Source organism: Nocardia sp. NPDC050793 (assembly GCF_040654065.1).
GTDB lineage: Bacteria > Actinomycetota > Actinomycetes > Mycobacteriales > Mycobacteriaceae > Nocardia.
This window is the reverse complement of record NZ_JBFAHG010000016.1, coordinates 62,541-89,387: the sequence shown is the minus strand read 5'-3', so window position 1 is coordinate 89,387 and position 26,847 is coordinate 62,541. Positions and strand designations below refer to the sequence as shown.

Below are 26,847 nucleotides of genomic sequence, written 5' to 3'. Positions count from 1 at the left end.
GCCCGGTCCCATTCCGAACCCGGAAGCTAAGGCCACCAGCGCCGATGGTACTGCACTCGACAGGGTGTGGGAGAGTAGGACACCGCCGGAACATCCTTTCATGATAGGGGACCCAATTCTGGGTCCCCTATCGTCGTTTGGGGCGCTTTCGCGCTCCTGGCGCCGTCGCGTCCGAGCCCCACCGACGGCACGTGATTCAATTTTGTGGGGCCCCTGAACAACCTCAGCGGAACCTAGAGAGGGATCACCGTGTCCGAACACAACGACGGTCGGAAGCCATTCCGACGTAGCGCTTCCGACTCCGGTCAGCGCGACGCCGGTTCTGACCGGCCGTCCCGCGGCACGGGTGGCTCCTCACGCGGCGACCGCGAGGGCAACGCCGGGCGCGGCGGATTCGACCGCAGGAGTGGATCGGGCGAACGCGGTGAATCCGGCGGCCGCGGCGGTTTTCAGCGCCGCGAGGATCGCGGCGGTTCGGGCCGGCGTCATGATTCGGAAGGTCGCGGCGGATTCGACCGCGGCGGCGAACGTCGCGGTGGCTTCCAGCGCGGCGAGGGCTCCGGCGAGCGCGGCGGCTATGGTTCGCGCGGCTCTTCCACGGAGCGTGGCGGTTTCCAACGCCGGGGCGACTCGGGCGAGCGCGGTGGTTACGAGCGCCGCGGCGACTCCGGGGAGCGCGGTGGTCACGAACGTCGCGGCGACTCGGGGGAACGCGGCGGCTTCAAGCCGCGTGGCGGTTCCGGTGATCGTGGCGGATTCGACCGTCGTGGTGGTTCAGGGGAACGCGGCGGTTTCAACCGTGGCGGCTCCGGGGAACGCGGTGAATTCAACCGTGGCAGCTCCGGAGAGCGCGGCGGTTTCAACCGTGGCGGCTCCGGAGAGCGCGGTGGATTCCATCGAGGCGGTTCCAGCGACCGTGGCGGTTTCGGTCGCGGTGATTCGGGAGATCGCGGTGGCTACGAGCGTCGCGGGGATTCCGGCGATCGCGGTGGCTTCAAGCCCCGACGCGACTCCGATGACAGAGGTTTCAAGCCGCGGGGTGATCGCGGCGGCGATTTCGGTGAGCGGCGCGGTTTTTCGAGTCGTGGCGACTCCGGGGAGCGTGGCGGATTCGAGCGTCGCGACTCCGGTGAACGCGGTGGTTTCCAGCGTCGTGGTTCCGGTGATCGCCCCGATTTCGATCGGCGTGGCGAAGGTTCCGGCGGACGGCGCGATGCGGAGGACCGCGGCTTCGATCGTGGCGACAGCGGCGATCGCGGTGGCTTCAAGCGCCGCGGCGAGTCGGGCGACTACGACCGTGGGCCGCAGGACCGCCGTCGCGGTGGTGAGGGAGCACGCACCGGTGGTCGATCCCTGGATCGACGCCCCGCGCGCCCCGAAGAACCGGATCTGCCGGACGACGTGCAGGCGTCTGACCTGGACACCGCGATCCGCCGCGATCTGCTGAGCCTGGACAAGGGCAACGCCGAGACAGTGGCGCGCCACCTGGTGATGGCGGTCCGCCTCGTCGAGGACGATCCGCGTCTCGCTCTCGCGCACGCGCGCGCGGCCAGACAGCGCGCGGGCCGGATCGCCGTGGTGCGCGAGACCGCGGGCGTCGTCGCCTACCACGCGGGCGAGTGGGCGGAAGCGCTGTCCGAGCTGCGCACCGCACGACGCATGTCCGGCGGTTCCGGTCTGCTCGCGGTGATGGCCGACTGCGAACGCGGTCTCGGTCGCCCCGAGCGTGCCATCGAACTCGGCCGTAGCGAGGAGGCCCGTGCGCTCAGCGGTGACGAGGCCACCGAGCTTCGCATCGTGGTAGCAGGCGCCCGAATGGACCTTGGCCAGTACGACCAGGCCGTGGTGACTCTGCAAGCCTCCGACCTCGATCCGCAGCGCACCGGTTCCGCAGCGGCCCGCCTGTTCTACGCCTACGCCGACGCCCTGGTCGCGGCAGGCCGCACCGACGAGGGCCTCACCTGGTTCCTCAACGCGGCCTCCGCCGATCTCGACGGCGAGACCGACGCCGAAGAACGCGCAGAAGAACTGACCGGCGACACCGACCTGTAGTTTCCCGCCGAGCGCCGACCGGGCACATCGACCAGCGAGCGCTGAACGATGTCCCGCCGAACAGCACCGGCCGCCGGATCACCATGTCGCGGCGCGATCGAGTTCCCGTCCTGCCGGGGGTGTGCGGAGGCGGGCATGCCTGTCGATGGACCGGTGGAACGGTCGATTCGGCGCGGTGGATCGATCGCGTTGCACAGGCCTCCCGTACCACGCACCGACCAGTGCTCCTGAAGCGCCGTCGCGGAATGGGTTTCGCCCCTCGGAACCTGTCCTCGATCGAGCTGTCCGATGGCCGGCTCGAGCTGTGGGGCCGGCAACGCCATGCCGTATCTGTCGGCCCACTGACGTAGGGTCGAGGCCTCGGCGTGTTGTCGAGGCGGCTCGGATCGGCGGCTGGGCGTGGCGAATCGGTCATGGCGGCGGTTCCGGGGCCGACCGGCATTGGGCGCGCACGGAATTCGGCACGCGCCGAGTGGTGACACGAAGTGAGAGTGGTGTGAAGCGGCTACGAGATCGCTATGAAGCCCTGCTGCTGGACCTGGACGGCACGTTGTACCGCGGTCCCGCGGTGATCGAGGGTGCGCCGGAAGCGTTGGCGGGCGCGGGCGAGTCGGAGCAGCGGCTCGTGTACGTCACCAACAACGCGAGCCGCGGACCGGATGTAGTCGCCGAGCATCTGGTGGAGCTGGGCTTCCCTGCGACCACCGCCGACGTGGTGACCAGCGCTCAGGCGGCCGCGCGGCTGCTGGCCGAACGCCTGCGGCCCGGCGCCGAGGTGCTGGTCGTCGGCACCGACGATCTCGTTGCGGAAGTCGACGCGGTCGGCCTGCGCGCCGTCCGCCGGTTCGACGGGACCGTGCCCGCCGCCGTGGTGCAAGGACATTCGCCGCAGACGGCCTGGCCGGATCTGGCCGAGGCAGCGTACGCGCTGCGTGCCGACGCGCTGTGGGTGGCCGCCAACACCGACAAGACGCTGCCGAACGAGCGCGGTCTCGCGCCGGGCAACGGCGCGATGGTCGCGGCATTGCGCGCCGCGTCGGACCGGGAGCCGATCGTCGCGGGCAAGCCGTACGCGCCGCTGCTGGAGGATGCGCTGGTCCGCGCAGAGACCCGCAGCGCGCTGGTGGTCGGCGACCGCTTGGACACCGACATCGAGGGCGCGCAGCGCGTCGGCCTCCACTCGCTGCTGGTGCTGACCGGCGTGAGCACCCTGGATGAACTGCGCACCGCACCCGAGACGCGCATCCCCACCTATGTCGCGGATTCCCTGGACGCGCTGAACCACCCTCCGGTCGAGGACGAGTCGACCGACGACCTGTCCGAGCGGCTGCGGAGGAACCCCGGTCGAGCGGTGACGGTCCGCGCGTCCGATTCGGAAATCCGATAGCGTTGGCAGCACGATGACTACTCCGATGCCCCGCCCGCAGGGACCCGGTATGCCCGGTCCCGGATCGCACGCGCCCCGCCCCGGCATCCCGCTGCCAGGCAAGCATCTGCCGGGCGCGCAGGGTCGCCCGGAGCCCGCCGATCCGGACCGGATTCGCACCGAGATCGACAGCCTGCTGGCCGAGCTCGACGCCCGCGGCGCCGCCTTCGGTGCGGGCGCGGACACCGCCGAATCCGGCGCCGACATCACCCGGCGCGCGCGCATCCTGGAGCAGGCACACGACGTGCTGGTCCAGGCCCTGGCTACGGTGGACAAGATCTGAGGTGGCCAGGCGCGCGCGAGTGGACGCCGAACTCGTTCGCCGCGGGTTGGCGCGATCGCGGGAGCACGCGGTCGAGCTGATCGGCGCGGGTCGGGTCCTGATTGCTGGATCGGTCGCCACGAAACCGGCGACCGCGGTGGAAGCGGGCACCCCGCTGCTGGTGCGGGAGGAACCCGACGAGGTGCAGTGGGCCTCGCGCGGTGCGCACAAACTCCTCGGCGCGCTGGAGCGATTCGAGCCAGCGGGCGTGCGTGTCGCAGGCAAGCGCTGCCTGGACGCGGGCGCGTCGACCGGCGGGTTCACCGACGTGCTGCTCAACCGCGGCGCGCGGGAAGTCGTGGCCGTCGACGTCGGATACGGCCAGCTGATCTGGCGGTTACAGAACGACGAGCGCGTGCGCGTCCACGACCGCACCAACGTCCGCAACCTGACGCCCGAACTCATCGACGGCACGGTCGAAATCGTGGTCGGCGATCTGTCGTTCATCTCCCTCGGGCTCGTACTGCCCGCGCTGGCCGCCTGCGCCGCGGACGGCGCCGACCTGCTGCCCATGGTGAAACCACAGTTCGAGGTCGGTAAGGAGCGGGTCGGTTCCGGCGGTGTGGTGCGCGATCCCGCGCTGCGCGCGGAGGCGGTGCGCACCGTTGCCGCGGTGGCCGCCGAGCACGGGCTGCGCACCCTCGGCGTGGTGGCCAGCCCCCTGCCCGGTCCGTCGGGCAATGTCGAATACTTTCTGTGGCTGCGCAAGGACGGGCAGTTCGAATACGACGCGCAACAGGTCGCCGCGCTCGTCGAGCGTGCGGTTGAGGAGGGTCCACAGTGAACGCGGTGACGCCGGAATCCGGCGGCCGGGAGATCCTGCTTGTCTCGCATCCAGGCCGGGCGGAGATCATCGAGACCGCCCACCGGGTGGCGAAGATCTTCACCGAGGCGGGAATCGGGCTGCGGGTTCTCGATGACGAGGCCGACAGCACCCGATTCGATGTCGAGGCAGGCCAGGACACGATGGCCTGCGCGGCGCCCGGCGGATATCCGGTGCAGGTAGTCGAGCACGGGCCGGAGGCCGCGGTCGGGTGCGAGATGGTGCTGGTGCTCGGCGGCGACGGCACGTTCCTGCGCGCCGCCGAACTGGCGCGTCCGGCGTCGGTGCCGGTACTGGGAATCAATCTGGGCCGCATCGGTTTTCTCACCGAGGCCGAGGCCGAGCACTTGGACGAGGCGCTGGGCCAGGTGGTGCGCGGTGACTACCGCATCGAGCACCGGATGACGATCGACCTCTCGGTCCGGGTGGACGACGAGGTGGTGGACACCGGCTGGGCGTTGAACGAGGCCAGCATCGAGAACGCCTCGCGCATGGGCGTGTTGGAAGTGGTGCTCGAGGTCGACGGGCGCCCTGTCTCGTCGTTCGGCTGCGACGGCATCCTGCTCTCCACGCCGACCGGTTCCACGGCCTACGCCTTCTCGGCGGGCGGGCCGGTGGTGTGGCCGGAACTGGAGGCGCTGCTGGTGATCCCGAGCAACGCACACGCCCTGTTCGCTCGGCCGCTGGTGACCAGCCCGGAGTCCAGGATCGCGGTGGAATCCGTTGCCACGGGCCACGATGCGATAGTTTTCCTGGACGGCAGGCGCACCATGGCGTTGCCCAAGGGCGGCCGGGTGGAGGCGGTCCGCGGTGCCCATCCGGTGCGCTGGGTGCGGTTGGACTCCGCGCCGTTCGCGGACCGGATGGTGCGCAAGTTCCAGTTGCCTGTGACCGGCTGGCGAGGCCGACGGCGAACGGAGAGCACACGTGCTGACAGAGATCAGGATTGACAGCCTCGGCGTCATTTCCGCGGCCACCGCGCAGTTCCACGAGGGTCTCACCGTCCTGACCGGTGAGACCGGCGCGGGCAAGACCATGGTGGTGACCAGCCTGCACCTGCTGAGCGGTGCGCGCGCCGACGCGGGCCGGGTGCGGCTCGGCGCGGCGCGTGCGGTGGTGGAGGGCCGCTTCACCGTCGACGACGTGAACGAGGCAGCCCGCACCGAGGTCGGTCGGGTGCTGGAGTCGGCGGCGGCCGAGGCCGACGACGACGGCAGCGTCATCGCGATCCGCACGGTGAGCAGCGACGGACGTTCCCGCGCGCATCTCGGCGGCCGCGGCGTGCCCGCCTCGGTGCTGGCCGATTTCACCGCGCCGCTGCTGACCGTGCACGGCCAGAACGACCAGCTGCGTTTGCAGCGTCCGGAACAGCAGCTGAACGCGCTGGACCAGTTCGCGGCCGAGACGGTCGGCCCGCTGCTGCGCAAGTATCAGGTGCATCGCCGTTCCTGGCTGGACGCCCGTACCGAGCTGCTCGAACGCACCGCTCGCAGCAGGGAATTGGCGTTGGAGGCCGATCGACTGAAGTACTCGCTCACCGAGATCGACGCCATCGCACCGGAACCCGGCGAGGACGCGCGGATCATCGACGAAGTGCGCAGGCTCAGCGACCTGGACTCGCTGCGCGAGGCCGCCGCGACCGCGCACGACGCGCTCGCCGGACCGTCCGACGCGCCCGAGGACGGTTCCGGCGCATTGGAATTGCTCGGCGCGGCGCGTTCGCGGCTGGAATCCGCCGACGATCCTGCCCTGTCCGCGCTCGCGCCCCGGCTCGGCGAGGCCATCGCGGTGGTCGTCGATCTCACCACCGAACTGAGCGGCTATCTCTCCGACCTGCCGTCGGATCCCGGCGCGCTGGACTCGCTGCTGACCAGGCAGGCCGAGCTCAAGAGCCTGACCCGCAAGTACGCACCCGACATCGACGGCGTAATCGCCTGGGCCGACGAGGCGCGGACCAGGCTGGATTCGCTGGACGTCTCCGACGAGGCGCTCACCAAGCTGGCCGCAGAGGTGGATATCGCCGCCGAACGGGTGCGCACGGCGGCCCGCAAGCTCACCGCGGCGCGCAGCAAGGCGGCGGGCAAGCTGGCCGCGGCGGTCAGCGCGGAGCTCGGCGGTCTGGCGATGGGGAAGGCCCGGCTGGAGGTCGAGGTGCGTCCGGTGCCCGCGGGCGCGCAGGATTCCGCGCCGCTGACCGTCGACGGCGTCGACCTGCACGCGGGCGCGTCCGGCGTGGACGAGGTCGAGTTCCGGCTCTCCGCGCATTCGGGCGCGCAGTCGCTGCCGTTGAGCAAGAGCGCCTCCGGCGGCGAGCTCTCCCGTGTGATGCTCGCGCTCGAGGTGGTCCTCGCCAGTTCCGATCACGGCGCGACGATGGTGTTCGACGAGGTCGACGCCGGAGTCGGCGGCCGGGCCGCGGTGGAGATCGGCCGCAGGCTGGCACGGTTGGCGCGCACCCATCAGGTCATCGTGGTGACCCACCTGCCCCAGGTTGCGGCTTTCGCCGACACACACCTGGTGGTGGACAAGTCCGATGACGGCAAGGGCAAGGTCAACAGCGGCGTCCGCGCGCTCACCAAGGACGAGCGCGTCATCGAGCTGGCCCGCATGCTCGCCGGTCTGGACGACACCGAGACCGGTCGCGCGCACGCGGAGGAACTGCTCGAGACCGCCCGCGCCGAACGCGCCACCGCCTGAGCTCTTGAAACGCGAAAGGCCCTCGTCCCGAAGCACTTCGGGGCGAGGGCCTTTCGCACAGGCATTCTCGGGCGAGCCGCCGCCGGGTGGGCTCAGAATTGTTGGCGAGACCCCCAGCTCGGCGAGAACCCAGCTCGGCTGCCGGGAACTCAGCTCGGCTGCCGGGAACTCAGCTCGGCTGCCGGGAACTCAGCTCGGCTGCCGGGAACTCAGCTCGGCTGCGGGGAACTCAGCGCGGTTGGCGGGAACTCAGCGCGGCCGCTGGGAGCTCAGCGCGGCTGGCGAGAACCCAGCGCGGCCGGAGTGATCAGCTGAACGCCTTCTGCGTGCCCTTGATGAACTGGTTGATCAGCACCCGCAGGCCTGCTTCCACCGCCTTGGCGGGCACCGGCAGGCTCGGCTCCGACTCCATCGTGTAGGACACCAGCGTGCCGCCGTCGGCGTCGCTGAAGGTCACGATGCCGACGTGCCGCTTCACCGGCGCGCCCTTGACGATCTTGTATTCCATCCGTTCGCCGGGCACCAGCTTGGTGGTCTCTTCGACGATGCCGACGCCGCCGCGCCCCACTACGTACTGCGCGCCAACACCCTCGGGCGTCGGGGAACCCGGCTTCTTCAGGGTGAACTGCACTAATGGCAGGTGGGCATTGATGCCGTCCCGCTCGGTGAAGAACTTGTAGACGGCATCGCGCGGGGCGGCGATGACGACGTCGACGGTGCTGGTGGCCATGCGTGTCTCCTCTTCGAGCTGTCTGTGACGGCAGTGTATAGGTACCACGTCACGTCGCGGCGCGCTGTGTCGGCGCGGTCACCGGGCGCGGCGGATGCGCCGGAACCGGTTTCGGAGCGCGCTGATGGGCTACTGCGGGAAAACCGACAGTCGAAACAGGAGGACGACGATGTTCCGAACGGGTGTTCGTTTGGTATTCATCACCGCGGCCGCCGCGTCGGCGGTCGTGCTCGGTGGCGGCCTCACCGCGGCGGCGCCGACGCTCACCGCCGACACCACCGAGGAAGGCAGCATCGCGGTCGGCAGCAACCCGACCGGGGAGCAGTGGACCTGTGTGCTGTTCGGCTCGGCGGAGCAGGCGGGTAGCCGCTTCGACATGGCGCGCGCCGGGGAGAGCCGCGGTGGCTTCGCCGCAGGCAGCACGGTGACCGCGGGATGCCTGAACAACCAAACGTTCGCGATCACCGTCGTCACGGGCGTGACCTCGCTCGACGACGAGGACTGACCGAACCGTCCGGCGGATCGGCGGGTAAAGATCGTGCTCGAACCCAGCGGGTGATCGGGGTCAGTGTCGGCGCTTGCGCATCATCAGCACCCCGGTGATCCAGCCGAGGACGAACATGACGAGCAGGATCAGCCACATCGGTGACTGCACGCTGATCAGCAGGAATTCGACCGTCACGTTGCCGCGGTTGTCGAAGACGAACAGCACGGCGAGCACGGTCAGGAGTAGCGCGACCCACTGCGTGGGTGACACCCGCGCCAGAAAAGAACGGGATTCGGTGGCCACCGATCGAATGTAGCCGAGGCGCGGTACCTGCCGCGATGACACGCTCGGCGCAGCAACTCAGCCATTGGCGACGTAAGCGTCGATCTCGCGCAGGTAGCCGTCCACGCGCGCCGGGGTCAGCCAGGACGCGCGGAAGGAGTTGCGGGCCAGGCGCACGAGCTGGTCGACGTCCAGGCCTGCCTTTTCGTGTAGCGCCAGGTAGTTGTCCGCGGCGTAGGCGCCGAAGTAGGCGGGATCGTCGCTGTTGAGCGTGACGAGCAGGCCGCGGCCGAGTAGCCCGACGATCTCGTCGGACTTCATCTGGGCGGTGACGAAGGAATTCGAGACCGGACAGCAGGTGAGCCCGATGCCCTTGGCGCGCACGAATTCCACCAGCCTGTCGTCCTCCACGATATTGGTTCCGTGATCGAGCCTGTCGACGCCGATCTCCTCGAGCGCCTGGCGAATGTGCTCCCTGGAATCGGACTGGTCGATGTCGCAGTGCATGGTGAGCAGGAAACCTTCCCGGCGCGCCCGTTCGAATACCGCGGCGAACTTGCGGGGCGGGTTACCGCGTTCGTCGGAATCGAGTCCGACGCCGATGATCCAGTCGCGGTAGGGCAGCGCCTCCATCAGGGTAGCCATCGCGTATTCCGCCGAGTGGTCACGCAGGAAGCACAGGATCAGCTCGGCGGAGATGCCGAGCTCGCGGCGGGCCTGCACGATCGCGGAGCGGTATCCGCTGATGACCGACTGGAACGGGACGCCGCGTCCGGTGTGCGCCTGCGGATCGAAGAACATCTCGACGTGCCTGATGCCGTCGTTGTGCGCCCTGGTCAGGTATTCGAATGCCAGATCGTGAAAGTCACGCGGCTGCTGGAGCACCTCCATGGCGGGGTAGTAGACCTGGAGGAACGAGGTCAGGTCGTGGAAGCGGTAGGTCTGGCGGACCTCGTCGACCGTGCGCTCCGGCAGCCGGATGCCGTTGCGTTCGGCCAGCCGGAACTTCAACTCCGGTTCCAGGGTGCCCTCGAGGTGCAGGTGCAGCTCGGCCTTGGGCAGGCCGCGGATGAACTCGGCGAGAGCGGGACGAACCGTGCCGGTCATGGGTCACCACCGTGTGCGTCGCGGAGGGCGGCGCACCCGGGGGACGCCGCATGCCGACGACCACGGTAGCCGGTGCGGTGGGCGGATTTCCGAGGTTCGGGTGTTCACAGCGCCAGCTGGAGTTCGGCGGCGAACTCGTAGCTCGCCTCCCAGCCCGCGGGCGACGGCGCGAGGATCACCCGTTCGGCGCCGGACGCTGCGTATTCGGCCAGCTGGTCGGCCGCCTGGCGGGGAGCGGCGGCCAGCGGCGGGGCGACCACGGTGATCGCCGGTGCGTTGCGGCCGAATGTCTGGGCCAGGGTGGACAATTCGCGTGCCGATGCGGCCACGTCGGCGGGGCTCGCGCCGATCGTGATCCAGCCGTCGGCGAATTCGGCGGCGCGGCGCCGTGCCCTCGGACCGTCGCCCGCCACCAGGACCGGCGGCATGGTCGCGCCGGGGGAGAGGGTGACTGCTACGCCGTCGGCGAGCGTCGCCGGTTTGCCCGCGACGAGGTCGGGGAGTACCCGCAGCGCCTCGTCGGTGCGTGCGCCGCGTTCGGGGAAGGAGGCTCCCGCCGCTCGCCAGCCGATGTCGCCGTGGGCCGGATTGCCGGTGCCGACTCCGAGCAGCAGGCGGTTCCCCGATACGTACTGCAACGCGCCGATCTGCTTGGCGGCCCAGGCAGCCGGGCGCAGGGCCAGCAGCAGCACGCCGTAGCCGATGCGGAGGCGATCGGTCACCGCGGCGGCGGTCGCGAGCGTCACCGTGCTGTCCAGGATCGGTGCGCTGGCCACCAAATGGTCGGTGGACCAGACGGATTCGAGCCCCGCCTGCTCGGCGAATCGGGCGGCCGCGCGGACGTCACCGAGGATGGGGTGTGCGGGGTCAGGGGAGGAGGTGGGCAGGATGGCGCCGAGATGCAGTGTCATATTCGTGACGCTACGAGTGCGCCTGCCCGCGGCCAATGTCACGGAAGCTCGTTCTCATGTCACCGACGCTCAGCACGAGAACCCTTGCCCGACAACGGCTTCGTGTCTGCTCCTGGCAGGGTGCGCCCAAGGGCGCGAACCGTGGCGCGCAGCGGCTCGGGTGGAAAGCGTTCCAGGTCGGAGAGCACCAGCCTGTCCAGTGTCTCGATGAATCCGAGCATCACGTGGCCGATGAGTTCCACGTGTCCGCGCGAAGACAACAGGCCGGTCGGTTCGAAAATGGGACTGGCTTGTATCACTGTGACGAATGTGACTGGTGGTTCGGCGCGCCTCCACCAATGGTCGAGACTTTGCGCCCATCATCGGGCGCATGAGGATGCTGGCGTTGTTGTCGAAGAACACCGAAACGCTGCCCGGTCTCGCCGGGATGGCCCGGGTGGATCGCAACACCCGGCGCCTGCTGCGGCGGGTCGGTCCCGGTGATGTCGTCGTGCTCGACGAGATGGACCTGGACCGGATCACCGCGGACCGGCTGGTCGAGGCGGGTGTGGTCGCGGTGATCAACACCTCGCCCTCGATCTCGGGGCGCTATCCGAATCTTGGTCCGGAAGTGTTGGTGGCCAACGGCATTCTGCTGCTGGACACCGTCAGTTCCGACGCCTTCACCAAGATCAAGGACGGCACCAAGGTCCGGATCGCCGAGGGCGTCGTCTACGCGGACAAGCTGACCAAGAAGGAACCCGAGGTCCTGGTCGAGGGCATCGAGCTCACCGAGGCCGCCGTCGCGGAGCGGATGATCGACGCGCGCAACGGCCTCGCCGACCACCTGGAGGCCTTCGCGGGCAACACCATCGAGTTCGTCCGCACCGAGAGCGCGCTGCTCATCGACGGCATCGGAGTACCCGAGCTGGAACTCGACATGAAGCGCAGACATGTCGTCGTGGTGGCCGACGGTCCCGATCACGTCGACGATCTCAAGCGGCTCAAGCCGTTCATCAAGGAGTACGCGCCGATCATGGTCGGTGTCGGCCGCGGCGCGGACACCCTGCGGAAACAGGGCTACCGGCCCGACCTCATCGTCGGCGATCCAGAGGAGATCACCTCCGCGACCATGAAGTGCGGCGCCGAGGTCATCCTGCCCGCCGACACCGACGGCCACGCCAAGGGCTTGGAACGAATCCAGGACCTGGGCATCGGCGCGACCACCTTCCCGTCCTCCGGTGCGCCGTCCGATCTCGCGCTGCTGCTGGCCCACCACCACGGCGCCGCGCTGATCGTGACCGCGGGCGCCGCCGCCTCGCTGGACGACTTCTTCGACCGCGGCCGCCGCGACAGCAATCCCGCCACCTTCCTCACCCGGCTCAAGCTTGGCACCAAGCTGATGGACGCCAAGGCGGTCGCCACCCTGTACCGCAACCGGGTGTCGGGCGTGGCGATCGCGCTGGTGGTGCTCGCCGCGCTGATCGCGGTCATCGTGGTGCTGCTGGCCTCCCACTCCGGCACCGAGATGCTCGACTGGGCCGCGGATACCTGGAACCGCTTCGCGGTCTGGTCCAAGGACCTGATCGAAGCTCGCGAGAAATGACCCGGGGGTCATCATGATTTCCCTACGCCAGCACGCCGTTTCCCTGGTGGCCATTTTCCTGGCGCTCGCGCTCGGCGTGGTGCTCGGCTCGCAGACGCTCGCCGCCGACCTGCTCTCGGCTCTGCGCGCGGACAAGAACGACCTGCGTGAGCAAGTCGACGCCCTCGGCGAACAGCACCGCCGCTCCACGGGTGAGTTCGACGCCGCCGACCGGTTCATCGCCGGCTCGGCGAACCGCATCCTCGGCGGCGCACTCGACGGTCGATCGGTGGTGGTCTTCACCACGCCGGACGCGGACGCCGCCGACGTGGAGGCGGTGTCGAAGGGCCTGGCGACGGCGGGCGCACCGGTGGTCGGCCGGATCGCGCTCACCGACGCCTTCACCGACGCGACCGAAGGGGACCGGCTGCGCACCGCGATCACCAATGTCATCCCGGCGGGCGCGCAGCTGCGCACCGGCGGCGTCGACCAGGGCAGCATGGCGGGCGACCTGCTCGGCATCGTGCTGCTGCTCGACCCGGCCAACGCGCAACCGCGCAGCACCCCGCAGGAGCTCGGCCTGGTGCTGGAGACCCTGCGCGGCGGCGGCTTCCTTGCCTACGGCGACACCCCGGTGCAACCCGCGCAGCTCGCGGTGGTGGTGACCGGAGAGGGTGCGAAAGCCGCTGAGCACAGCCAGGGTTCGAACCTGGCCCGATTCGCGGGCGGGCTGCGCGGCCGCGGCGCGGGCGTCGTGCTCGCAGGTCGTTCCGGCGCGGCCGAGGGTGCGGGACCGATCGCTTCCGTCCGCTCCGACGCGGCCCTGGCCACCGCTCTGACCACCGTCGACAACCTGGACCGGCAGATCGGCAGGGTCACCGCCGTCCTCGGCCTCACCGAACAGCTCAACGGCGGTGCAGGCCGATACGGCACCGGCGCGAAGGCGACCTCGCTCACCCTGGCCGCGCTGCCGGGCTGAGCGTGGCGGCCGCCCGCTCGGCGCGGCGAACCGCGTACACCTGCGGCGGCCGCCGAGCGATCCCGCTCACAGTCCGCGGCCCGGCGCTCTGACCGGCTCCCGGCGATCGATCAGCAAACGTGCGTGGCGTTCGTTTCAGCGGGTGCGGACGTGTTACCGTGAAGACCCGTGGGTCAAACACGGATTCAGGCGCGAACCGCTACCAAGCACATCTTCGTCAGCGGTGGTGTCGCCTCCTCATTGGGTAAAGGCCTTACCGCTTCCAGCCTCGGTCAGCTGCTGACGGCGCGCGGTCTGCGCGTCACCATGCAGAAACTCGACCCTTATCTCAACGTCGATCCGGGCACCATGAATCCGTTCCAGCACGGAGAGGTGTTCGTGACGGAGGACGGCGCCGAGACCGATCTCGACGTCGGCCACTACGAGCGCTTCCTCGACCGGGACCTATCCCGGGACGCGAATGTGACCACGGGGCAAATCTATTCGTCGGTGATCGCCAAGGAGCGCCGCGGCGAGTACCTCGGCGACACGGTCCAGGTGATCCCGCACATCACCGACGAGATCAAGAGCCGCATCCTCGCGATGAGCGGCCCCGATCTACAAGGCCAGACCCCGGACGTGGTGATCACCGAGATCGGCGGCACCGTCGGCGACATCGAGTCGCAGCCGTTCCTGGAGGCCGCCCGGCAGATCCGCCACGACGTCGGCCGGGACAACGTCTTCTTCCTGCACGTCTCGCTGGTGCCGTACCTGGCGCCCTCGGGCGAGCTGAAGACCAAGCCGACCCAGCACTCGGTGGCCGCGCTGCGCAACATCGGTATCCAGCCCGACGCGCTGATCCTGCGCTGCGACCGCGAGGTGCCGCAGGCGCTCAAGAGCAAGATCGCGCTCATGTGCGACGTCGAGGTGGACGCGTGCATTTCCACACCCGACGCGCCCTCCATCTACGACATCCCGAAGGTGCTGCACCGCGAGGGCCTGGACGCCTATGTGGTGCGCAGGCTCGGCCTGCCGTTCCGCGACGTGGACTGGACCGTGTGGGGCGATCTGCTGGACCGCGTGCATTCGCCGCGCGAGGAGGTCGAGGTCGCGTTGGTCGGCAAGTACGTCGACCTGCCGGACGCGTACCTGTCGGTCACCGAGGCGCTGCGCGCGGGCGGGTTCGCCTCGCGCGCCAAGGTGAAGATCCGCTGGGTGCCCTCCGACGAGTGCGAGACCGAGTCCGGCGCGGTGGCCGCGCTGCGCGACGTGGACGCGGTGCTGATCCCCGGCGGCTTCGGCATCCGCGGCATCGAGGGCAAGGTCGGCGCCATCCGTTTCGCCAAGACCAGGAAGATCCCGCTGCTCGGCCTGTGCCTCGGGCTGCAGTGCGTGGTGATCGAGGCGGCCCGCTCGGTGGGCTTGACCGAGGCCAACTCGGCCGAGTTCGAACCCGACACCCCGCACCCGGTCATCTCCACCATGGCCGACCAGGAGCAGGCCGTGGCGGGCGAGGCCGATCTCGGCGGCACGATGCGCCTTGGCGCGTACCCGGCCATCCTGCAGAAGGGCTCCGTCGTCGCGCAGGCCTACGGCGCCGAGCAGGTGTCCGAGCGGCACCGGCACCGCTACGAGGTGAACAACGCCTACCGCGACAAGGTCGCCTCCAGCGGTCTGAAGTTCAGCGGCGTCTCGCCCGACGGGCACCTGGTCGAGTTCGTCGAGCTGCCCGCCGACGTGCACCCGTTCTTCGTCGCGACCCAGGCGCACCCCGAGCTCAAGAGCCGCCCGACCCGCCCGCATCCGCTGTTCGCGGCGCTCATCGCGGCGGCGCTGAAATACAAGCTGGCCGAACGGCTTCCGGTGGACATCCCCGGCGAGGAACTGGCGAGCGCGGACCAGGGGTCGTAATGAGCAACGCAGGGGGAGACGCGCCGGGCCGTCACGACTTCGAGACCGTCGCGAGCAAGACGCTGTACACCGGCGCGATCCTGGCGCTGCGCCAGGATCAGGTCGCGATGCCGGGCGGCAAGGTGGTCGAACGCGAGGTCGTCGAGCATCACGCCGCGGTCGCGGTGGCCGCGATCGATGACGACGACAACGTCGTGCTGATTCGGCAGTACCGGCATCCGCTCGGCACCCGTCTGCTCGAGCTGCCCGCGGGCCTGCTCGACATTCCCGGCGAGGATCCGCTCGCCGCGGCCAAGCGGGAGCTGGCCGAGGAGACCGGGCTGGCCGCGCGGGATTGGGCGGTGCTCGTCGACGTGGCGCTCTCGCCGGGTTTCACCGACGAGGCGCTGCGGGTCTACCTGGCCAGCGGGCTGTACGACACCGAGCGTCCGGATCCGGAATTCGAAGAGGCCGACCTGGAGCTGGTTCGCATGCCGGTCACCGAGGCGGTGCGCGCCGCGCTGGCCGGCGAGATCACCAACGCCACCGCGGTGGCCGGCGTGCTGGCCGTCGTCGCGGCACGGTCGGGCGACGCGCCGCTACGACCCGCCGATGCGCCGTGGCCGGGGCAACCCACCGCACTGCTGCGGCGTAAAGCGGCGACGGCACAGGAAACCTGACAGGATGCGGGGGTGCTTGCCCGCGAAATCGACTCCTACCTCGACCATCTCGCGGTCGAGCGCGGAGCCGCGCGCAACACCCTCGGCGCCTATCGCCGCGATCTGGATCGCTACCGCGATTTCCTGATCGGCCGCGGCGTCACCGAATTGGATCGGGTCGCCGAATCCGATGTCGCCGATTTCACCGTCGCGCTGCGCGCGGGCGGCGAACAGCATCCGCCGCTGGCCGCGAGCTCGGTGGCGCGCGCGTTGATCGCGGTGCGCGGACTGCACCGCTTCGCGGCGGCCGAGGGACTCACCAGAACCGATGTCGCACATGCCGTGAAGCCGCCCGCGCCGGGTCGTCGGCTGCCCAAGGCGCTGCCCTACGACAAGGTGCTGCGCCTGCTGGAGGCGGCGGGCGGCGGCGCGGGCGAGGAACAGGACGCGACCGCCGCGGTCGGCGGCGGCCCGCGCGGACTGCGCGACCGTGCCCTGCTGGAACTGCTCTATTCCACGGGCGCGCGAATCTCCGAGATGGTCGGTCTCGACGTCGATGATCTCGACGCCGATGACCGCGCAGTCGTCCTGCGCGGCAAGGGTGGCAAACAACGTATGGTGCCCATCGGCCGGCCCGCGCTCGCCGCGGTGGACGCCTATTTGGTGCGCGGGCGACCGGCGCTGGCCGCCGCGGGCAAGAACGCCGCGGGCGCGCTGTTCCTCAACGCGCGCGGCGGACGGCTGTCGCGGCAGAGCGCCTGGCAGGTCTTGCAGGACGCCGCCGAACGCGCGGGCATCGGCGCCGCCGTCTCGCCGCACACGCTGCGGCACTCCTTCGCGACACATCTGCTCGACGGCGGGGCCGATGTGCGTGTCGTGCAGGAACTACTCGGCCACGCCTCGGTGACGACCACCCAGATCTACACGCTGGTCACCGTCAACACCCTGCGCGAAGTGTGGGCGACGGCGCACCCGCGTGCCCGCTGAGTCACGGCCGTCGGCAGCGATCGCTCGTCGCCGACCCGGACAGCGGGTATCGTCCGACAGCGAAGTGTTTCCAGCAGCTCGTTCGTGACACCCGCGGCGAGTCGGGGGTGGGAAAGCACCGCGACAGCAACGCGGGTGTCGCGTGTCCGAGCGCGGGTCTCGCGCGGTCAAGCGGTAGCGTCTACCGGAGAGCTGGACCGTACGAAAGCGAGGTCGGGCCCGATCGGCCTCGCTACGCTCGGCGAGGCAACGGGCAGGAACGTCTAAGGAGCAGCGGATCGTGACGACAGCCGGAGCGGCGGAGCCGCCGATGGGTGCTGGGGCGCAGCCGCTTACGGGGCCCCGGTCGGATGGTTACTCGGATGGCGCGGCGGAAACGCTGTGGGGCGACGGAGCCGAGCCCGTTCCGGAAGATGCGGAACTGGGCCCGACGGGACGTCCGTTGCGCCTGGTGCCCGACCCGCCGCCGGTGGCACGGCACGGCGAGGCGCTCATCGTGGCCATGTGCAACCAGAAGGGCGGGGTCGGCAAGACGACCTCGACCATCAATCTCGGTGCGGCACTGGCCGAATACGGCCGCCGCGTGCTGCTGGTCGACCTGGATCCGCAGGGCGCCCTGTCGGCCGGACTCGGTGTCGCCCACCACGATCTCGATCTCACGGTGCACAACCTGCTGGTCGGCAGCCGCACCTCCATCGATGACGTGCTGATGCGGACCAAGGTCGAGAACATGGACCTGCTGCCGAGCAACATCGATCTCTCGGCCGCGGAGATCCAGCTGGTCAACGAAGTCGGCAGGGAGCAGACCCTCGGTCGCGCACTGGAACCCGTGCGCGACCGCTACGACTACATCCTCATCGACTGCCAGCCCTCGCTCGGCCTGCTCACGGTCAACGCGCTGGCCTGCTCCGACGGCGTCATCATTCCGATGGAGTGCGAATACTTCTCGCTGCGCGGGCTCGCGCTGCTCAACGATACCGTGGAGAAGGTGCGCGACCGGCTGAACCCGCGGCTGAGCCTGTACGGCATCGTGGTCACCATGTTCGATGCCCGCCTACTACATTCGCGCCAGGTGATGGCGCGCGTCGTCGAGGTGTTCGGCGAGCTGGTCTACGACACCGCCATCTCGCGCACCGTTCGATTCCCGGACGCGAGTGTCGCCGGTGAACCCATCACCACGTGGGCGCCGAAATCCGGTGGCGCCGAAGCCTATCGGTCGATGGCACGGGAAGTCATCCACCGGTCCGGCCGGTGACCGGCGCATCCGACCCAGCGCGACAGACGACGATCGACCGGACCGGCCCGCACGCTGTCGCGGCGCAGGCCGACACCGAGACCACCGAGCAAGGCGGATCCGGATTCCGGCTCAAGCTCAGCAATTTCGAGGGTCCCTTCGACCTGCTGCTCACCCTGATCAGCTCGCGCAAGCTGGATGTCACCGAGGTGGCGCTGCATCAGGTCACCGACGAGTTCATCGCCTACACCAAGGCGATGACCGCGAGCATGAACGAACAGAGCGGGCTGCGCGCGGACAAGATCCTGGATCAGACCACCGAATTCCTGGTCGTCGCCGCGACCCTGCTCGATTTGAAGGCCGCGCGGCTGCTGCCCTCGGGTGAGGTCACCGACACGGAGGATCTCGAGCTGCTCGAGGCACGCGACCTGTTGTTCGCCCGCCTGCTCCAATATCGCGCGTTCAAGCAGGTCGCCGAGCTGTTCGGCGAGCTGGAGGCGGTCGCGCTGCGGCGCTATCCGCGTTCGGTCGGTCTCGAAGAGCGATTCGCCGGTCTGCTGCCCGAGGTTACGCTGGGAGTCGACGCGGCCGGATTCGCCGATATCGCCGCCGCGGCGTTCCGTCCGCGCCCGACGCCGAAGGTCGGGCTGGACCACCTGCACGCGCACGCCATCTCGGTCGCCGAGCAGGCTGCGCTGGTACTGGAACGGCTGAAGGCGCGCGGTGCGGGCGGCTGGACGACGTTCGCCGAGCTGGTCGCCGACTGCGAGATGCCGGTGCAGATCGTGGCGCGCTTCCTCGCGCTGCTCGAGCTGTACCGGGGTAAGACCATCGAGTTCGACCAGCCCGATCCGCTCGGCCCGCTCGCGATCAGCTGGATCGGCGAGCCCGAGGACGGAACGCCTGCGCCGACCGTGACGATCGAGGAGGACTACGGGTGACGGACTCGACCATCGACACCGGAGCCGACGACACCGCGGCCGCCGGGGCTGAAGGCGCCGTTGCGGAGACCGCCGGGGCCGACACCGCTGCAACCGACGCCGCTGCGGCCGAGACCGCAGCCGACACTGTCGCGGCCGATACCGTCACCGATCCAGCCGAGCCGACCGGTGCGGAGGACGCGAAGGTGGCGGAAAACACGTCGGCGGCCGCTCGCCCGGAGGCGGTGGCGGGCTTCACGCCGGAGGCACTCGACGACGCAGAATTCCGCTCCGCGCTGGAGGCGATGCTGCTCGTCGTGGACGCTCCGGCCCCGGTAGAACAGCTGGCGGCGGCCCTGGACGACACCACGGAACGGGTGGCGGCGGCGCTGCGCGCGATGTCGGCCGAGCTGACCGCGCGCGGCAGCGGCATCGATCTGCGTTTCGTCGGTGACGGGTGGCGCTTCTATACTCGCAGCGAGTACGCACCGTATGTGGAGCGCGTACTGCTCGACGGCGCTCGGACCAAATTGACGAGGGCGGCGTTGGAGACATTGGCGGTGGTGGCCTACCGCCAACCGGTGACCAGGACCAGAGTGAGCGCGGTCCGCGGCGTGAACGTCGACGGTGTGATGCGCACGCTGCTCGCCCGCGGGCTGATCGCCGAGGCCGGGGTCGACCCGGAGACGAACGGCACGCAGTACTGCACGACCGAACTGTTCTTGGAACGGATCGGGCTTGCCTCGCTGTCCGATCTGCCACCGCTGGCGCCCTTGCTCCCGGGCGTCGACCTGATCGATGAGATCAACGAGAGCCTGGAAACGGATCCCCGTTACACCAGGCTGAGGAAACCCGCCGAGGCCGATTTGGATCTCGGCACCGAGGATTGACAGGACAGATGAATACGCCCGCTCGCCGAGATGGCACACCGGATCGTAAGAAGAACAGCGCCCAGCCCGCCAGAGGCGGCACGGGTCGCGCCGTCGGCGCCCGCGGCGCCAGAGCAGCCCAGCGCGGCGAAACAGCGCGCGGCGCCACGCCGTGGGGGTCGGACGACAGGGGCGCGCGGCGCGGCGCGGGAGGTGCGAGCCAGGGCGGTTCCGCCCAGCGCGGCGCGGGCCAGCACGGTTCGAGCCAGCACGGTTCGAGTCAGCGCGGTTCGGGCCAGCGTGGCTCGACGCAGCAGGGATCGAGCCAGGGCGGTTCGGGTCAGCGCGGTTTCGGCCGCGGCGGCTCCGGGCAAGGCGCTCCGGCGCAGCGGTCCTCGTGGAGCCAGGGTGCGACCAAGGCCCCGGGCGCGCGTAAGTCGAAGAACCCCAAGCCACAGCGCCAGATCCCCGCGCAGCCGCTGCTGAGCAACGCCAAACCCGCGCGACGTCAGAACGTCGAGCCCGCGCACACCGAGGGTCCGGCCAAGCTGCCGTGGGGCGAGGGCGAGCGGCTGCAGAAGGTGCTGGCGAAGGCCGGTGTCGCCTCGCGGCGCGCGGCCGAGGAGATGATCGACCAGGGCCGAGTCGAGGTCAACGGCGCGATCGTGCGCGAGCAGGGCCTGCGCATCGACCCGCAGACGGCCGTGGTTCGCGTCGACGGAACCCGCGTCGTGGTTCGCGACGAGCTGGTGCACGTCGCGCTCAACAAGCCCAAGGGCTGGCAGTCCACCATGTCCGACGACCTGGGCAGGCCCTGCGTCGGTGACATCGTCGCCGAGCGCATCGCGGCCGGGCAGCGGCTGTTCCACGTCGGACGACTGGACGCCGACACCGAAGGGCTGCTGCTGCTCACCAACGACGGCGATCTCGCGCATCGGCTGATGCACCCGTCGTTCGAGGTGTCCAAGACCTACCTGGCGACCGTCAACGGCGAGGTCAACAACAAGATCATCGGCAAGCGGCTGCGCGACGGCGTCGAGCTGGAGGACGGCCCCGCCAAGGTGGACCGCTTCCAGGTACTCGAGCTCGGCGAGGGACGCTCGCTGGTGAAAGTGGTGTTGCACGAGGGGCGCAAGCACATCGTGCGCCGCCTGCTCGAAGCGGTCGGCCATCCGGTGACCCGGCTGGTGCGCACCCATATCGGCCCGGTGGCGCTGGGCGATCAACGGCCGGGCACCCTGCGTGTGCTCGGTCGCGATGAAATCGGCAAACTCTACGAGGCGGTGTCGTTGTGAACGGTGTGGAGATTCCGGTCGAGATTCCCGGCCCGGTGGCGGGCCAGGCTCCGCTGGTGGTCGCCATGGACGGGCCTTCTGGCACCGGTAAGTCCAGCGTCTCCCGGCGCCTCGCCACCCGGCTCGGCGCCCGCTATCTCGACACCGGCGCCATGTACCGCGTCGCCACGCTGCGGGTGCTGCGGACGGGCATCGAGCTCACCGACAGCGCGGCGATCGGCGCCGCGGTCAAGGAGCTGCCGCTGACCGTCGGCACCGATCCCAGCCACGAGGTGATCGAGCTCGACGGCGAGGACGTGTCCGCCGAGATCCGCGGCGACGCGGTCACCAAGGCGGTCTCGGCCGTGTCGGCGGTGGCCGAGGTGCGCGAGTTGCTCGTCGCGTTGCAGCGCGAGATCACCGCGACGGCTCAGCGCATCGTCGTCGAGGGCCGCGACATCGGTACCGTGGTGCTGCCCGACGCGGACGCCAAGATCTACTTGACCGCCTCCGCGGAGGCGCGCGCCGAACGGCGCAACCAGCAGAACATCCGGGAAGGCCGCGGCGACGACTACGCGGCCGTGCTCGCCGACGTGCAGCGTCGCGACAACCTCGACTCCACCCGCAAGGTGTCCCCGCTGCGTCCCGCCGAGGACGCGGTGCTGGTCGACACCAGCGAGCTGAGCATGGACGAGGTTATCGACGAGCTGTATCGCGTTGTCGCGCAGCAGATTTCGACTATCGGAGGGGATCGGTGACCGAAGACGTACTGGCAGGCGACGGTGTATGGAGCGACGAAACCGACTGGGAGATCGCCGATCTCGTAGGTGAGCAGGAGGGCGAGGAACACCTCGTCATGCCGACGCTCGCGGTGGTCGGCCGCCCGAACGTCGGCAAGTCCACCCTGGTGAACCGGATCCTCGGCCGCCGCGAGGCTGTCGTCGAGGACATCCCCGGCGTCACTCGCGACCGCATCTCCTACGAGGCGAGCTGGGCAGGCAGGCGATTCCTGGTGCAGGACACCGGCGGCTGGGAGCCCGACGCCAAGGGCTTGCAGCAGCATGTGGCCCGTCAGGCCGAGGTGGCCATGGCGACCGCGGACGCGATCCTGCTCGTGGTCGACGCGACCGTCGGGGCGACCGCCACCGACGAGGCCGCGGTCAAGAAGCTGCGCCGGTCGAAGATCCCGGTCATCCTGGTCGCCAACAAGGTCGACGACCAGCGCGTCGAGGCCGAGGCGGCTTCGCTGTGGTCGCTCGGGCTCGGCGAGCCGCGGATGGTCTCCGCCGCGCACGGCCGCGGCACCGGCGACCTGCTCGATGACGTGCTCGACGTGCTGCCGGAAACCCCGCGCGAGGGCACCGGCGGCGCAGGACCGCGCCGCGTCGCGCTGGTCGGCAAGCCCAATGTCGGCAAGTCCAGCCTGCTCAACAAGCTCTCCGACGAGGAGCGCTCGGTGGTGCACGATGTCGCGGGCACGACCGTCGATCCGGTCGACTCGCTCGTCGACTTGGGCGGCAAGATCTGGAAATTCGTCGACACCGCGGGCCTGCGCCGCAAGGTCTCCAACGCCAGCGGCACCGAGTTCTACGCGTCGCTGCGCACCAAGTCGGCACTGGAGGCCTCCGAGGTGTCGATCATGCTGATCGACGCCTCGCAGCCGATCACCGAGCAGGACCTGCGGGTGATCAGCCTGGTCGCCGACTCCGGCCGGGCGCTGGTGCTGGCCTTCAACAAGTGGGACCTGGTCGACGAGGACCGCCGCCTCCAGCTGGAGAAGGAGGTCGATCGCGAACTGGTCCGGGTGCCGTGGGCTCAGCGCGTCAACATCTCCGCCCACACCGGCCGCGCCGTGCAGAAGCTGGTGCCCGCCATGGAGATCGCGCTGGAATCCTGGGACAAGCGCATTGCCACGGGCCGCCTCAACACCTGGCTCAAGGAAGTCGTCGCGGCGACGCCGCCGCCGATGCGCGGCGGCCGCCTGCCCCGCATCCTCTTCGCGACGCAGGCCTCCACGCGTCCGCCCACCTTCGTGCTGTTCACCACCGGATTCCTGGAGGCCGGCTACCGCCGGTTCCTGGAACGCCGCCTGCGCGAGGAATTCGGATTCGACGGATCGCCGGTGCGCATCTCGGTGCGGGTGCGCGAGAAGCGGGAACGGAAGAAGTAGTTCGGAGCTGTCGCGGGCCCCGGGAGGACATCGTCCACCCGGGGCCCGTGGCATTCGTGCGGGCAGCTTCTGGCACCGCGAAGTTCGCCGTTCGGTACGGCGGGCTGGTCGTTCAACCGATCATCGACCCGGTGCGGTACCACCCGGCGGGCCGCCGCTTCCGGCACCTATTGCGTGGGGACGACGGCTGGTCTTCTCGACCCGCCGCGGCGCCGCCAACCGCCCGCCCCTGCCGCCGACACGGCGACGCTCGCCGAACCCGGCTGTGTCGCTCAGGCGGACCCGGATCACCTACGCCGTCGTGTAGCGCTTGCCCGTGCGGCGGTACCCCCGGCACAGACCCGATGTGGTCGGGCGACACTTGGGAGATGGTGGACGGTCGCACTGCGGGACGATGGCGGGGTGTAGCCGCGTTGCGGCCGGGGCGGCTGGTGATCGTCGGTCAGATCGGGACCGCCGCGTTGCACGCCCATCACACGGTGCAGGTCATCGTCGCCGCCGAGGACATGGTGCTCGCGGACCGAGCGGGGGAGCGGGTGGTCTGCCGCGCGGCCGTCGTTCCCCCGGACGTGGCCCACGCGGTCGTGCGCGGCGCGTCGCACGGTGCAGTGGTGCACTTGGATCCGGAGTCGGCGCCGGGCACGCGGTGGGCCGCGATGGCGCGCCCGCGCGATTCCGCACACGGATGGGCGTGCGCCGCAGCGGAATTGCGGCTCGACGTGCTCAGCGAATGGTTGCGCGTCGAGCAGGGGGTGGTCGGCGGGGCCGCCGCCGGACTGGGTGTGGCCGAAGGGGCGACCGCCGAGCCGGGCGGGGGCGCAGGGGCGACCGCCGGACCGGGTGTGGCCGAAGGGGCGGTCGCTGGGCGACATGTGGGCGGAGGGGCATCCGCGGGGCTGGACGTGGGCGAAGCGGCATCCGCTGAGCAGCGCGCGGTCGAAGAGACGCCCACCGAGCAGCGCGTGGGCAGAGAGGCATTCACCGAGCTGGGCGTGAGCAACGCAGCTGGGCGGCGCGGGGGCGCAGAGGCGTCCACCGAGCTGGGGGTGAGCAGCATGCTCACCGAGGAGGCGGCCGCCTTCGTCGACTGGGTGCGCTCGGCTCGCGCTTCGGAATCGGAGGCGGAGTGGCTGCGCGTCGGTGCGGCGGGGGAGGCGGTGCGCCATCCCGCGGTGGCCGAGGTGCTGCGGCTGCTGCCGGAGCGAATGTCCGCCGGCCCCGTCCGGCTCGCCGAACTGGCGCGTGCCGTTCATCTGTCGGAAAGCCGTCTGGCCCACGTCTTCTCGGCCGAACTCGGGTTGCCGTTCCGCCCGTATCTGCGCTGGCTGCGGATACAGCGCGCCGCGGAACTGCTCGCGGCTGGACACTCACTCACCGAAGTGGCGCACCGGGCAGGCTTCGCCGACAGTGCGCACCTGACCCGCGTCTGCCGCAGTATGTTCGGCGCTCCCCCTTCAGAGTTCAACCACCTGAACTGGAACGCCACCGTCTAGAGGTTCATCCCGTCTACGCACGCCTTTCACACGCCTCGCAGAGCTTCTAAGCCCTGCGAGGCGTCGAAAAGACCTGTGAGGTCGACGGGGAGGCGCAGCAGGTTTGTTCAAGGCGGCAGCTGGCCGGTGGGCGAGCCTTGGAGGGTAAGGATGTTGCAGGAGTGCAGGAGTAACCATGGCCCCCATGCCGCCGACCGTTCGTACCGCGTTCGAAGAAGAACTGCGTGCCGCCAGTGACGCTACCGATCTCGGCGACATGTGGCGTGCGTTGGAGCGCGCGCACATCCTGTCGCAGCCGTGGCCGTGGCCGCACACTCGCTCGCATTGGCACATGCTGCGGCTGGCGCTGCGGTGCCGTGACCGTAAGGAGGCGCTGGGTCAGGTGGTTCGGTTGTCGGGCGCGGGGCTCGCTTCGTCGCTCGGCCGGGTGCCGATCGGCAACACCGGCCGCGCCGCCGTCGGCATCATGACGCCCATGCCGATACCGGCCGATCTGGCCGCGATCCTCGAAGCGGGGCGCGGCGAGACCGCCCGCACCTAGCCCGGAAGCTCTACTACAGCTTGTCGTTCCGGGCGTAGGATGGCGGCAACCGGAAATACCCGCGACGAGCGAAGGGGAGGCCGGAAGATGCGAACCGTTCGGCGTATTCGGAGCCACTTACGGGCGTTCCGGCGGGCCCGCCGGAACCGCACCGATCTGGTCGGCTGGCTGGGGCGCAGGCCGCAGCTGCTGGTGAGCACGGCGGTCTACGAGACGATGTCGATCTTCGCCAATCGTCTCGACACGCACCTCAAAGACCTGGCCGAGCTGAAGACCGCAGGTCTGGTGAACTGCGAGTTCTGTCTGGACATCGGCTCGGTCATCGCGCAGTACAGCGGGATGACCGAGCGGGAGGTCATCGAGTTGCCGCGCTATCGGACCAGCGACGCCTACACCGAGCTGGAGAAACTCGTGATCGCCTACGCCGAGGCCGTCACGACGACACCGGCCGTCGGGCTGGAGGAGCTACGCGCCCAGCTGCTCACTCACCTCGGTAAGGCGGAACTCACCGAGCTGGCCGCCGCGATCGCCTGGGAGAACCAGCGCGCCCGGCTCAACCAGGCGCTCGGCGTGCGGCCCACCGGCATGGCCGAGGGCATGGTGTGCGCGCTTCCTGAGTCTCGGCTGGGTTGACCGGAGTGCCGGATGGGGTGTCAGGGCCGTGTCCTGGCATCATCCGACCATGGTCATTCCCAGCGTATTGCCGGAACGTCCGTCCATTGGAACCGCCTTTCGGACGGGGTGGCCGGTCCGCCTCGCCGATACCGACCGGGAACAGCGCCTCCGCCTCGACGCGGTAGCTCGCTATCTGCAGGACATCGGCTTCGAGCATCTCGGCGCGGTGGAGGACGGCGACAACCACCGGGGCTGGGTGGTGCGCCGCACCGTGATGGACGTGCTGAAGCCGGTGGCGTGGGGTGAGCGGGTCACCCTGGACCGGTGGTGCTCGGCCCTGTCCAACCGCTGGTGCAATATGCGCGTGCAGATCGTCGGCAGCGGGGGCGGCCTCATCGAGACCGAGGCCTTTCTGATTCACTTCGGCATCGACAGCGGCGTGCCGACCCGGATGAGTGACCGCTTCATGGCGCCGATGCTGGCCAGCACCACCGAGCATCGCTTGCGCTGGCAGTCCGCCCTCACCGATCCCATGCCCGACCCGGCGGCGGCCGATGTCGAGGTGTTGCCGTTCCCGCTGCGGGTGGCCGACATCGACATGCTCGATCACGTCAACAACGCGGTCTACCTCGGTGCGCTCGAGGAACTGCTGGCGGGGCACAGCGATCTGCTCACGGCCCCGTACCGGGTGATCATCGAGTACGCCAAGCCGCTCGAATCCGGCGACGAGGTCCGGGTGGTCGGCCGTCGCGCGGGCGACACCTTGGACGCCTGGCTCGCCGCAGGCGAAGAAGCGCGCGCGGTGGCCCGGGTCACCGTGCTCTGACCGGGCGGGA

Annotated in this window: 27 protein-coding genes, 1 rRNA gene and 1 pseudogene; 23 read left to right on the top strand and 6 right to left on the bottom strand. The window is 69.8% G+C overall.

Going from position 1 to position 26,847, the window contains the following annotated elements; genetic code table 11:
• Nucleotides 1-91, top strand: a 5S ribosomal RNA gene (gene rrf, locus AB0H50_RS34000); the annotation flags it as partial.
• A gap of 263 nt (nucleotides 92-354) precedes the next feature.
• Here the strand turns inward: rrf and AB0H50_RS33995 are convergent.
• On the bottom strand, nucleotides 355-687 hold the full coding sequence (locus AB0H50_RS33995; RefSeq protein WP_357460969.1) for a hypothetical protein: 333 nt from the start codon (nucleotides 685-687) through the stop codon (nucleotides 355-357).
• A 513-nt stretch (nucleotides 688-1,200) separates the two neighbouring features.
• Between AB0H50_RS33995 and AB0H50_RS33990 the strand changes: the two are divergent.
• The 6 genes and pseudogenes from AB0H50_RS33990 to recN form a co-directional block, all read left to right on the top strand.
• A pseudogene (locus tag AB0H50_RS33990) lies at nucleotides 1,201-2,052 on the top strand (hypothetical protein); the annotation flags it as partial.
• A gap of 496 nt (nucleotides 2,053-2,548) precedes the next feature.
• Complete coding sequence (locus AB0H50_RS33985; RefSeq protein WP_357460951.1) at nucleotides 2,549-3,439, top strand: HAD-IIA family hydrolase; 891 nt, start codon at nucleotides 2,549-2,551, stop codon at nucleotides 3,437-3,439.
• A 13-nt stretch (nucleotides 3,440-3,452) separates the two neighbouring features.
• The gene (locus AB0H50_RS33980; protein WP_357460948.1) at nucleotides 3,453-3,761 is read left to right on the top strand and encodes a hypothetical protein; all 309 of its coding nucleotides are present in this window, start codon (nucleotides 3,453-3,455) and stop codon (nucleotides 3,759-3,761) included.
• A gap of 1 nt (nucleotide 3,762) precedes the next feature.
• Entirely contained in the window at nucleotides 3,763-4,584 is an 822-nt protein-coding gene (locus AB0H50_RS33975) for a TlyA family RNA methyltransferase (protein ID WP_357460946.1), read from the top strand.
• Nucleotides 4,581-5,573: an NAD kinase gene (locus tag AB0H50_RS33970; protein WP_357460943.1), complete on the top strand. Its 993-nt coding sequence runs from the start codon at nucleotides 4,581-4,583 to the stop codon at nucleotides 5,571-5,573. The genes AB0H50_RS33975 and AB0H50_RS33970 overlap by 4 nt, the downstream gene beginning before the upstream one ends.
• Complete coding sequence (gene recN / locus AB0H50_RS33965; RefSeq protein ID WP_357460940.1) at nucleotides 5,551-7,320, top strand: DNA repair protein RecN; 1,770 nt, start codon at nucleotides 5,551-5,553, stop codon at nucleotides 7,318-7,320. The genes AB0H50_RS33970 and recN overlap by 23 nt, the downstream gene beginning before the upstream one ends.
• Before the next feature lie 307 nt (nucleotides 7,321-7,627).
• Here recN and AB0H50_RS33960 read toward each other — a convergent pair whose 3' ends face one another.
• Nucleotides 7,628-8,050 (bottom strand): SRPBCC family protein, encoded by a 423-nt coding sequence (locus AB0H50_RS33960; protein ID WP_357460937.1) that lies wholly within the window; start codon nucleotides 8,048-8,050, stop codon nucleotides 7,628-7,630.
• A gap of 169 nt (nucleotides 8,051-8,219) precedes the next feature.
• On the opposite strand from AB0H50_RS33960, the gene AB0H50_RS33955 reads away from it, so the two are divergent.
• A complete protein-coding gene (locus AB0H50_RS33955) occupies nucleotides 8,220-8,555 on the top strand; it encodes a hypothetical protein (RefSeq protein ID WP_357460934.1) in 336 nt (111 codons plus the stop codon).
• A gap of 60 nt (nucleotides 8,556-8,615) precedes the next feature.
• Here the strand turns inward: AB0H50_RS33955 and AB0H50_RS33950 are convergent, their stop codons facing one another.
• From AB0H50_RS33950 to AB0H50_RS33935, 4 genes are all read right to left on the bottom strand, one after another.
• Entirely contained in the window at nucleotides 8,616-8,840 is a 225-nt protein-coding gene (locus tag AB0H50_RS33950) for a LapA family protein (RefSeq protein ID WP_357460931.1), read from the bottom strand.
• A 57-nt stretch (nucleotides 8,841-8,897) separates the two neighbouring features.
• Nucleotides 8,898-9,926: an adenosine deaminase gene (gene add, locus AB0H50_RS33945; RefSeq protein WP_357460929.1), complete on the bottom strand. Its 1,029-nt coding sequence runs from the start codon at nucleotides 9,924-9,926 to the stop codon at nucleotides 8,898-8,900.
• 104 nt (nucleotides 9,927-10,030) lie between these two features.
• A complete protein-coding gene (locus tag AB0H50_RS33940; protein ID WP_357460926.1) occupies nucleotides 10,031-10,837 on the bottom strand; it encodes an LLM class flavin-dependent oxidoreductase in 807 nt (268 codons plus the stop codon).
• Nucleotides 10,838-10,896: 59 nt separating this feature from the next.
• Entirely contained in the window at nucleotides 10,897-11,136 is a 240-nt protein-coding gene (locus AB0H50_RS33935) for a hypothetical protein (protein WP_357460924.1), read from the bottom strand.
• Between the two features lie 71 nt (nucleotides 11,137-11,207).
• On the opposite strand from AB0H50_RS33935, the gene steA reads away from it, so the two are divergent.
• The 15 genes from steA to AB0H50_RS33860 all read left to right on the top strand — a co-directional run bounded on the left by steA (nucleotide 11,208) and on the right by AB0H50_RS33860 (nucleotide 26,837).
• Nucleotides 11,208-12,422, top strand: coding sequence for a putative cytokinetic ring protein SteA (steA, locus tag AB0H50_RS33930; RefSeq protein WP_357460921.1), 1,215 nt, complete (start codon nucleotides 11,208-11,210; stop codon nucleotides 12,420-12,422).
• A gap of 13 nt (nucleotides 12,423-12,435) precedes the next feature.
• Nucleotides 12,436-13,380 carry a copper transporter gene (locus AB0H50_RS33925; protein ID WP_357460918.1) on the top strand — a complete coding sequence of 315 codons (945 nt, stop codon included), beginning with the start codon at nucleotides 12,436-12,438 and terminating at the stop codon, nucleotides 13,378-13,380.
• A gap of 168 nt (nucleotides 13,381-13,548) precedes the next feature.
• Complete coding sequence (locus tag AB0H50_RS33920; protein ID WP_357460916.1) at nucleotides 13,549-15,270, top strand: CTP synthase; 1,722 nt, start codon at nucleotides 13,549-13,551, stop codon at nucleotides 15,268-15,270.
• Nucleotides 15,270-15,929 carry an NUDIX hydrolase gene (locus tag AB0H50_RS33915; RefSeq protein ID WP_357460913.1) on the top strand — a complete coding sequence of 220 codons (660 nt, stop codon included), beginning with the start codon at nucleotides 15,270-15,272 and terminating at the stop codon, nucleotides 15,927-15,929. Before AB0H50_RS33920 ends, AB0H50_RS33915 begins: the two co-directional genes overlap by 1 nt.
• A gap of 12 nt (nucleotides 15,930-15,941) precedes the next feature.
• Complete coding sequence (xerD, locus tag AB0H50_RS33910) at nucleotides 15,942-16,895, top strand: site-specific tyrosine recombinase XerD (RefSeq protein ID WP_357460910.1); 954 nt, start codon at nucleotides 15,942-15,944, stop codon at nucleotides 16,893-16,895.
• Nucleotides 16,896-17,205: 310 nt separating this feature from the next.
• Nucleotides 17,206-18,150 carry a ParA family protein gene (locus AB0H50_RS33905; protein WP_357460966.1) on the top strand — a complete coding sequence of 315 codons (945 nt, stop codon included), beginning with the start codon at nucleotides 17,206-17,208 and terminating at the stop codon, nucleotides 18,148-18,150.
• A gap of 32 nt (nucleotides 18,151-18,182) precedes the next feature.
• Complete coding sequence (locus tag AB0H50_RS33900) at nucleotides 18,183-19,070, top strand: segregation/condensation protein A (RefSeq protein ID WP_357460963.1); 888 nt, start codon at nucleotides 18,183-18,185, stop codon at nucleotides 19,068-19,070.
• Between the two features lie 224 nt (nucleotides 19,071-19,294).
• Nucleotides 19,295-19,939, top strand: a complete 645-nt coding sequence (scpB, locus tag AB0H50_RS33895; protein WP_357460960.1) for an SMC-Scp complex subunit ScpB — start codon at nucleotides 19,295-19,297, stop codon at nucleotides 19,937-19,939.
• Nucleotides 19,940-19,947: 8 nt separating this feature from the next.
• Complete coding sequence (locus AB0H50_RS33890; RefSeq protein ID WP_357460907.1) at nucleotides 19,948-21,213, top strand: pseudouridine synthase; 1,266 nt, start codon at nucleotides 19,948-19,950, stop codon at nucleotides 21,211-21,213.
• Nucleotides 21,214-21,278: 65 nt separating this feature from the next.
• Nucleotides 21,279-21,950, top strand: a complete 672-nt coding sequence (gene cmk, locus AB0H50_RS33885; protein ID WP_357460958.1) for a (d)CMP kinase — start codon at nucleotides 21,279-21,281, stop codon at nucleotides 21,948-21,950.
• A complete protein-coding gene (gene der / locus AB0H50_RS33880) occupies nucleotides 21,947-23,362 on the top strand; it encodes a ribosome biogenesis GTPase Der (RefSeq protein WP_357460904.1) in 1,416 nt (471 codons plus the stop codon). Before cmk ends, der begins: the two co-directional genes overlap by 4 nt.
• Nucleotides 23,363-23,730: 368 nt before the next feature.
• The gene (locus AB0H50_RS33875; RefSeq protein ID WP_357460901.1) at nucleotides 23,731-24,855 is read left to right on the top strand and encodes a helix-turn-helix transcriptional regulator; all 1,125 of its coding nucleotides are present in this window, start codon (nucleotides 23,731-23,733) and stop codon (nucleotides 24,853-24,855) included.
• A 175-nt stretch (nucleotides 24,856-25,030) separates the two neighbouring features.
• Nucleotides 25,031-25,396, top strand: a complete 366-nt coding sequence (locus AB0H50_RS33870) for a DUF3703 domain-containing protein (protein WP_357460898.1) — start codon at nucleotides 25,031-25,033, stop codon at nucleotides 25,394-25,396.
• 87 nt (nucleotides 25,397-25,483) lie between these two features.
• Nucleotides 25,484-26,029 (top strand): carboxymuconolactone decarboxylase family protein, encoded by a 546-nt coding sequence (locus AB0H50_RS33865; RefSeq protein WP_357460895.1) that lies wholly within the window; start codon nucleotides 25,484-25,486, stop codon nucleotides 26,027-26,029.
• Between the two features lie 49 nt (nucleotides 26,030-26,078).
• Entirely contained in the window at nucleotides 26,079-26,837 is a 759-nt protein-coding gene (locus tag AB0H50_RS33860; protein ID WP_357460893.1) for an acyl-ACP thioesterase domain-containing protein, read from the top strand.
• Nucleotides 26,838-26,847 lie beyond the last annotated feature (10 nt).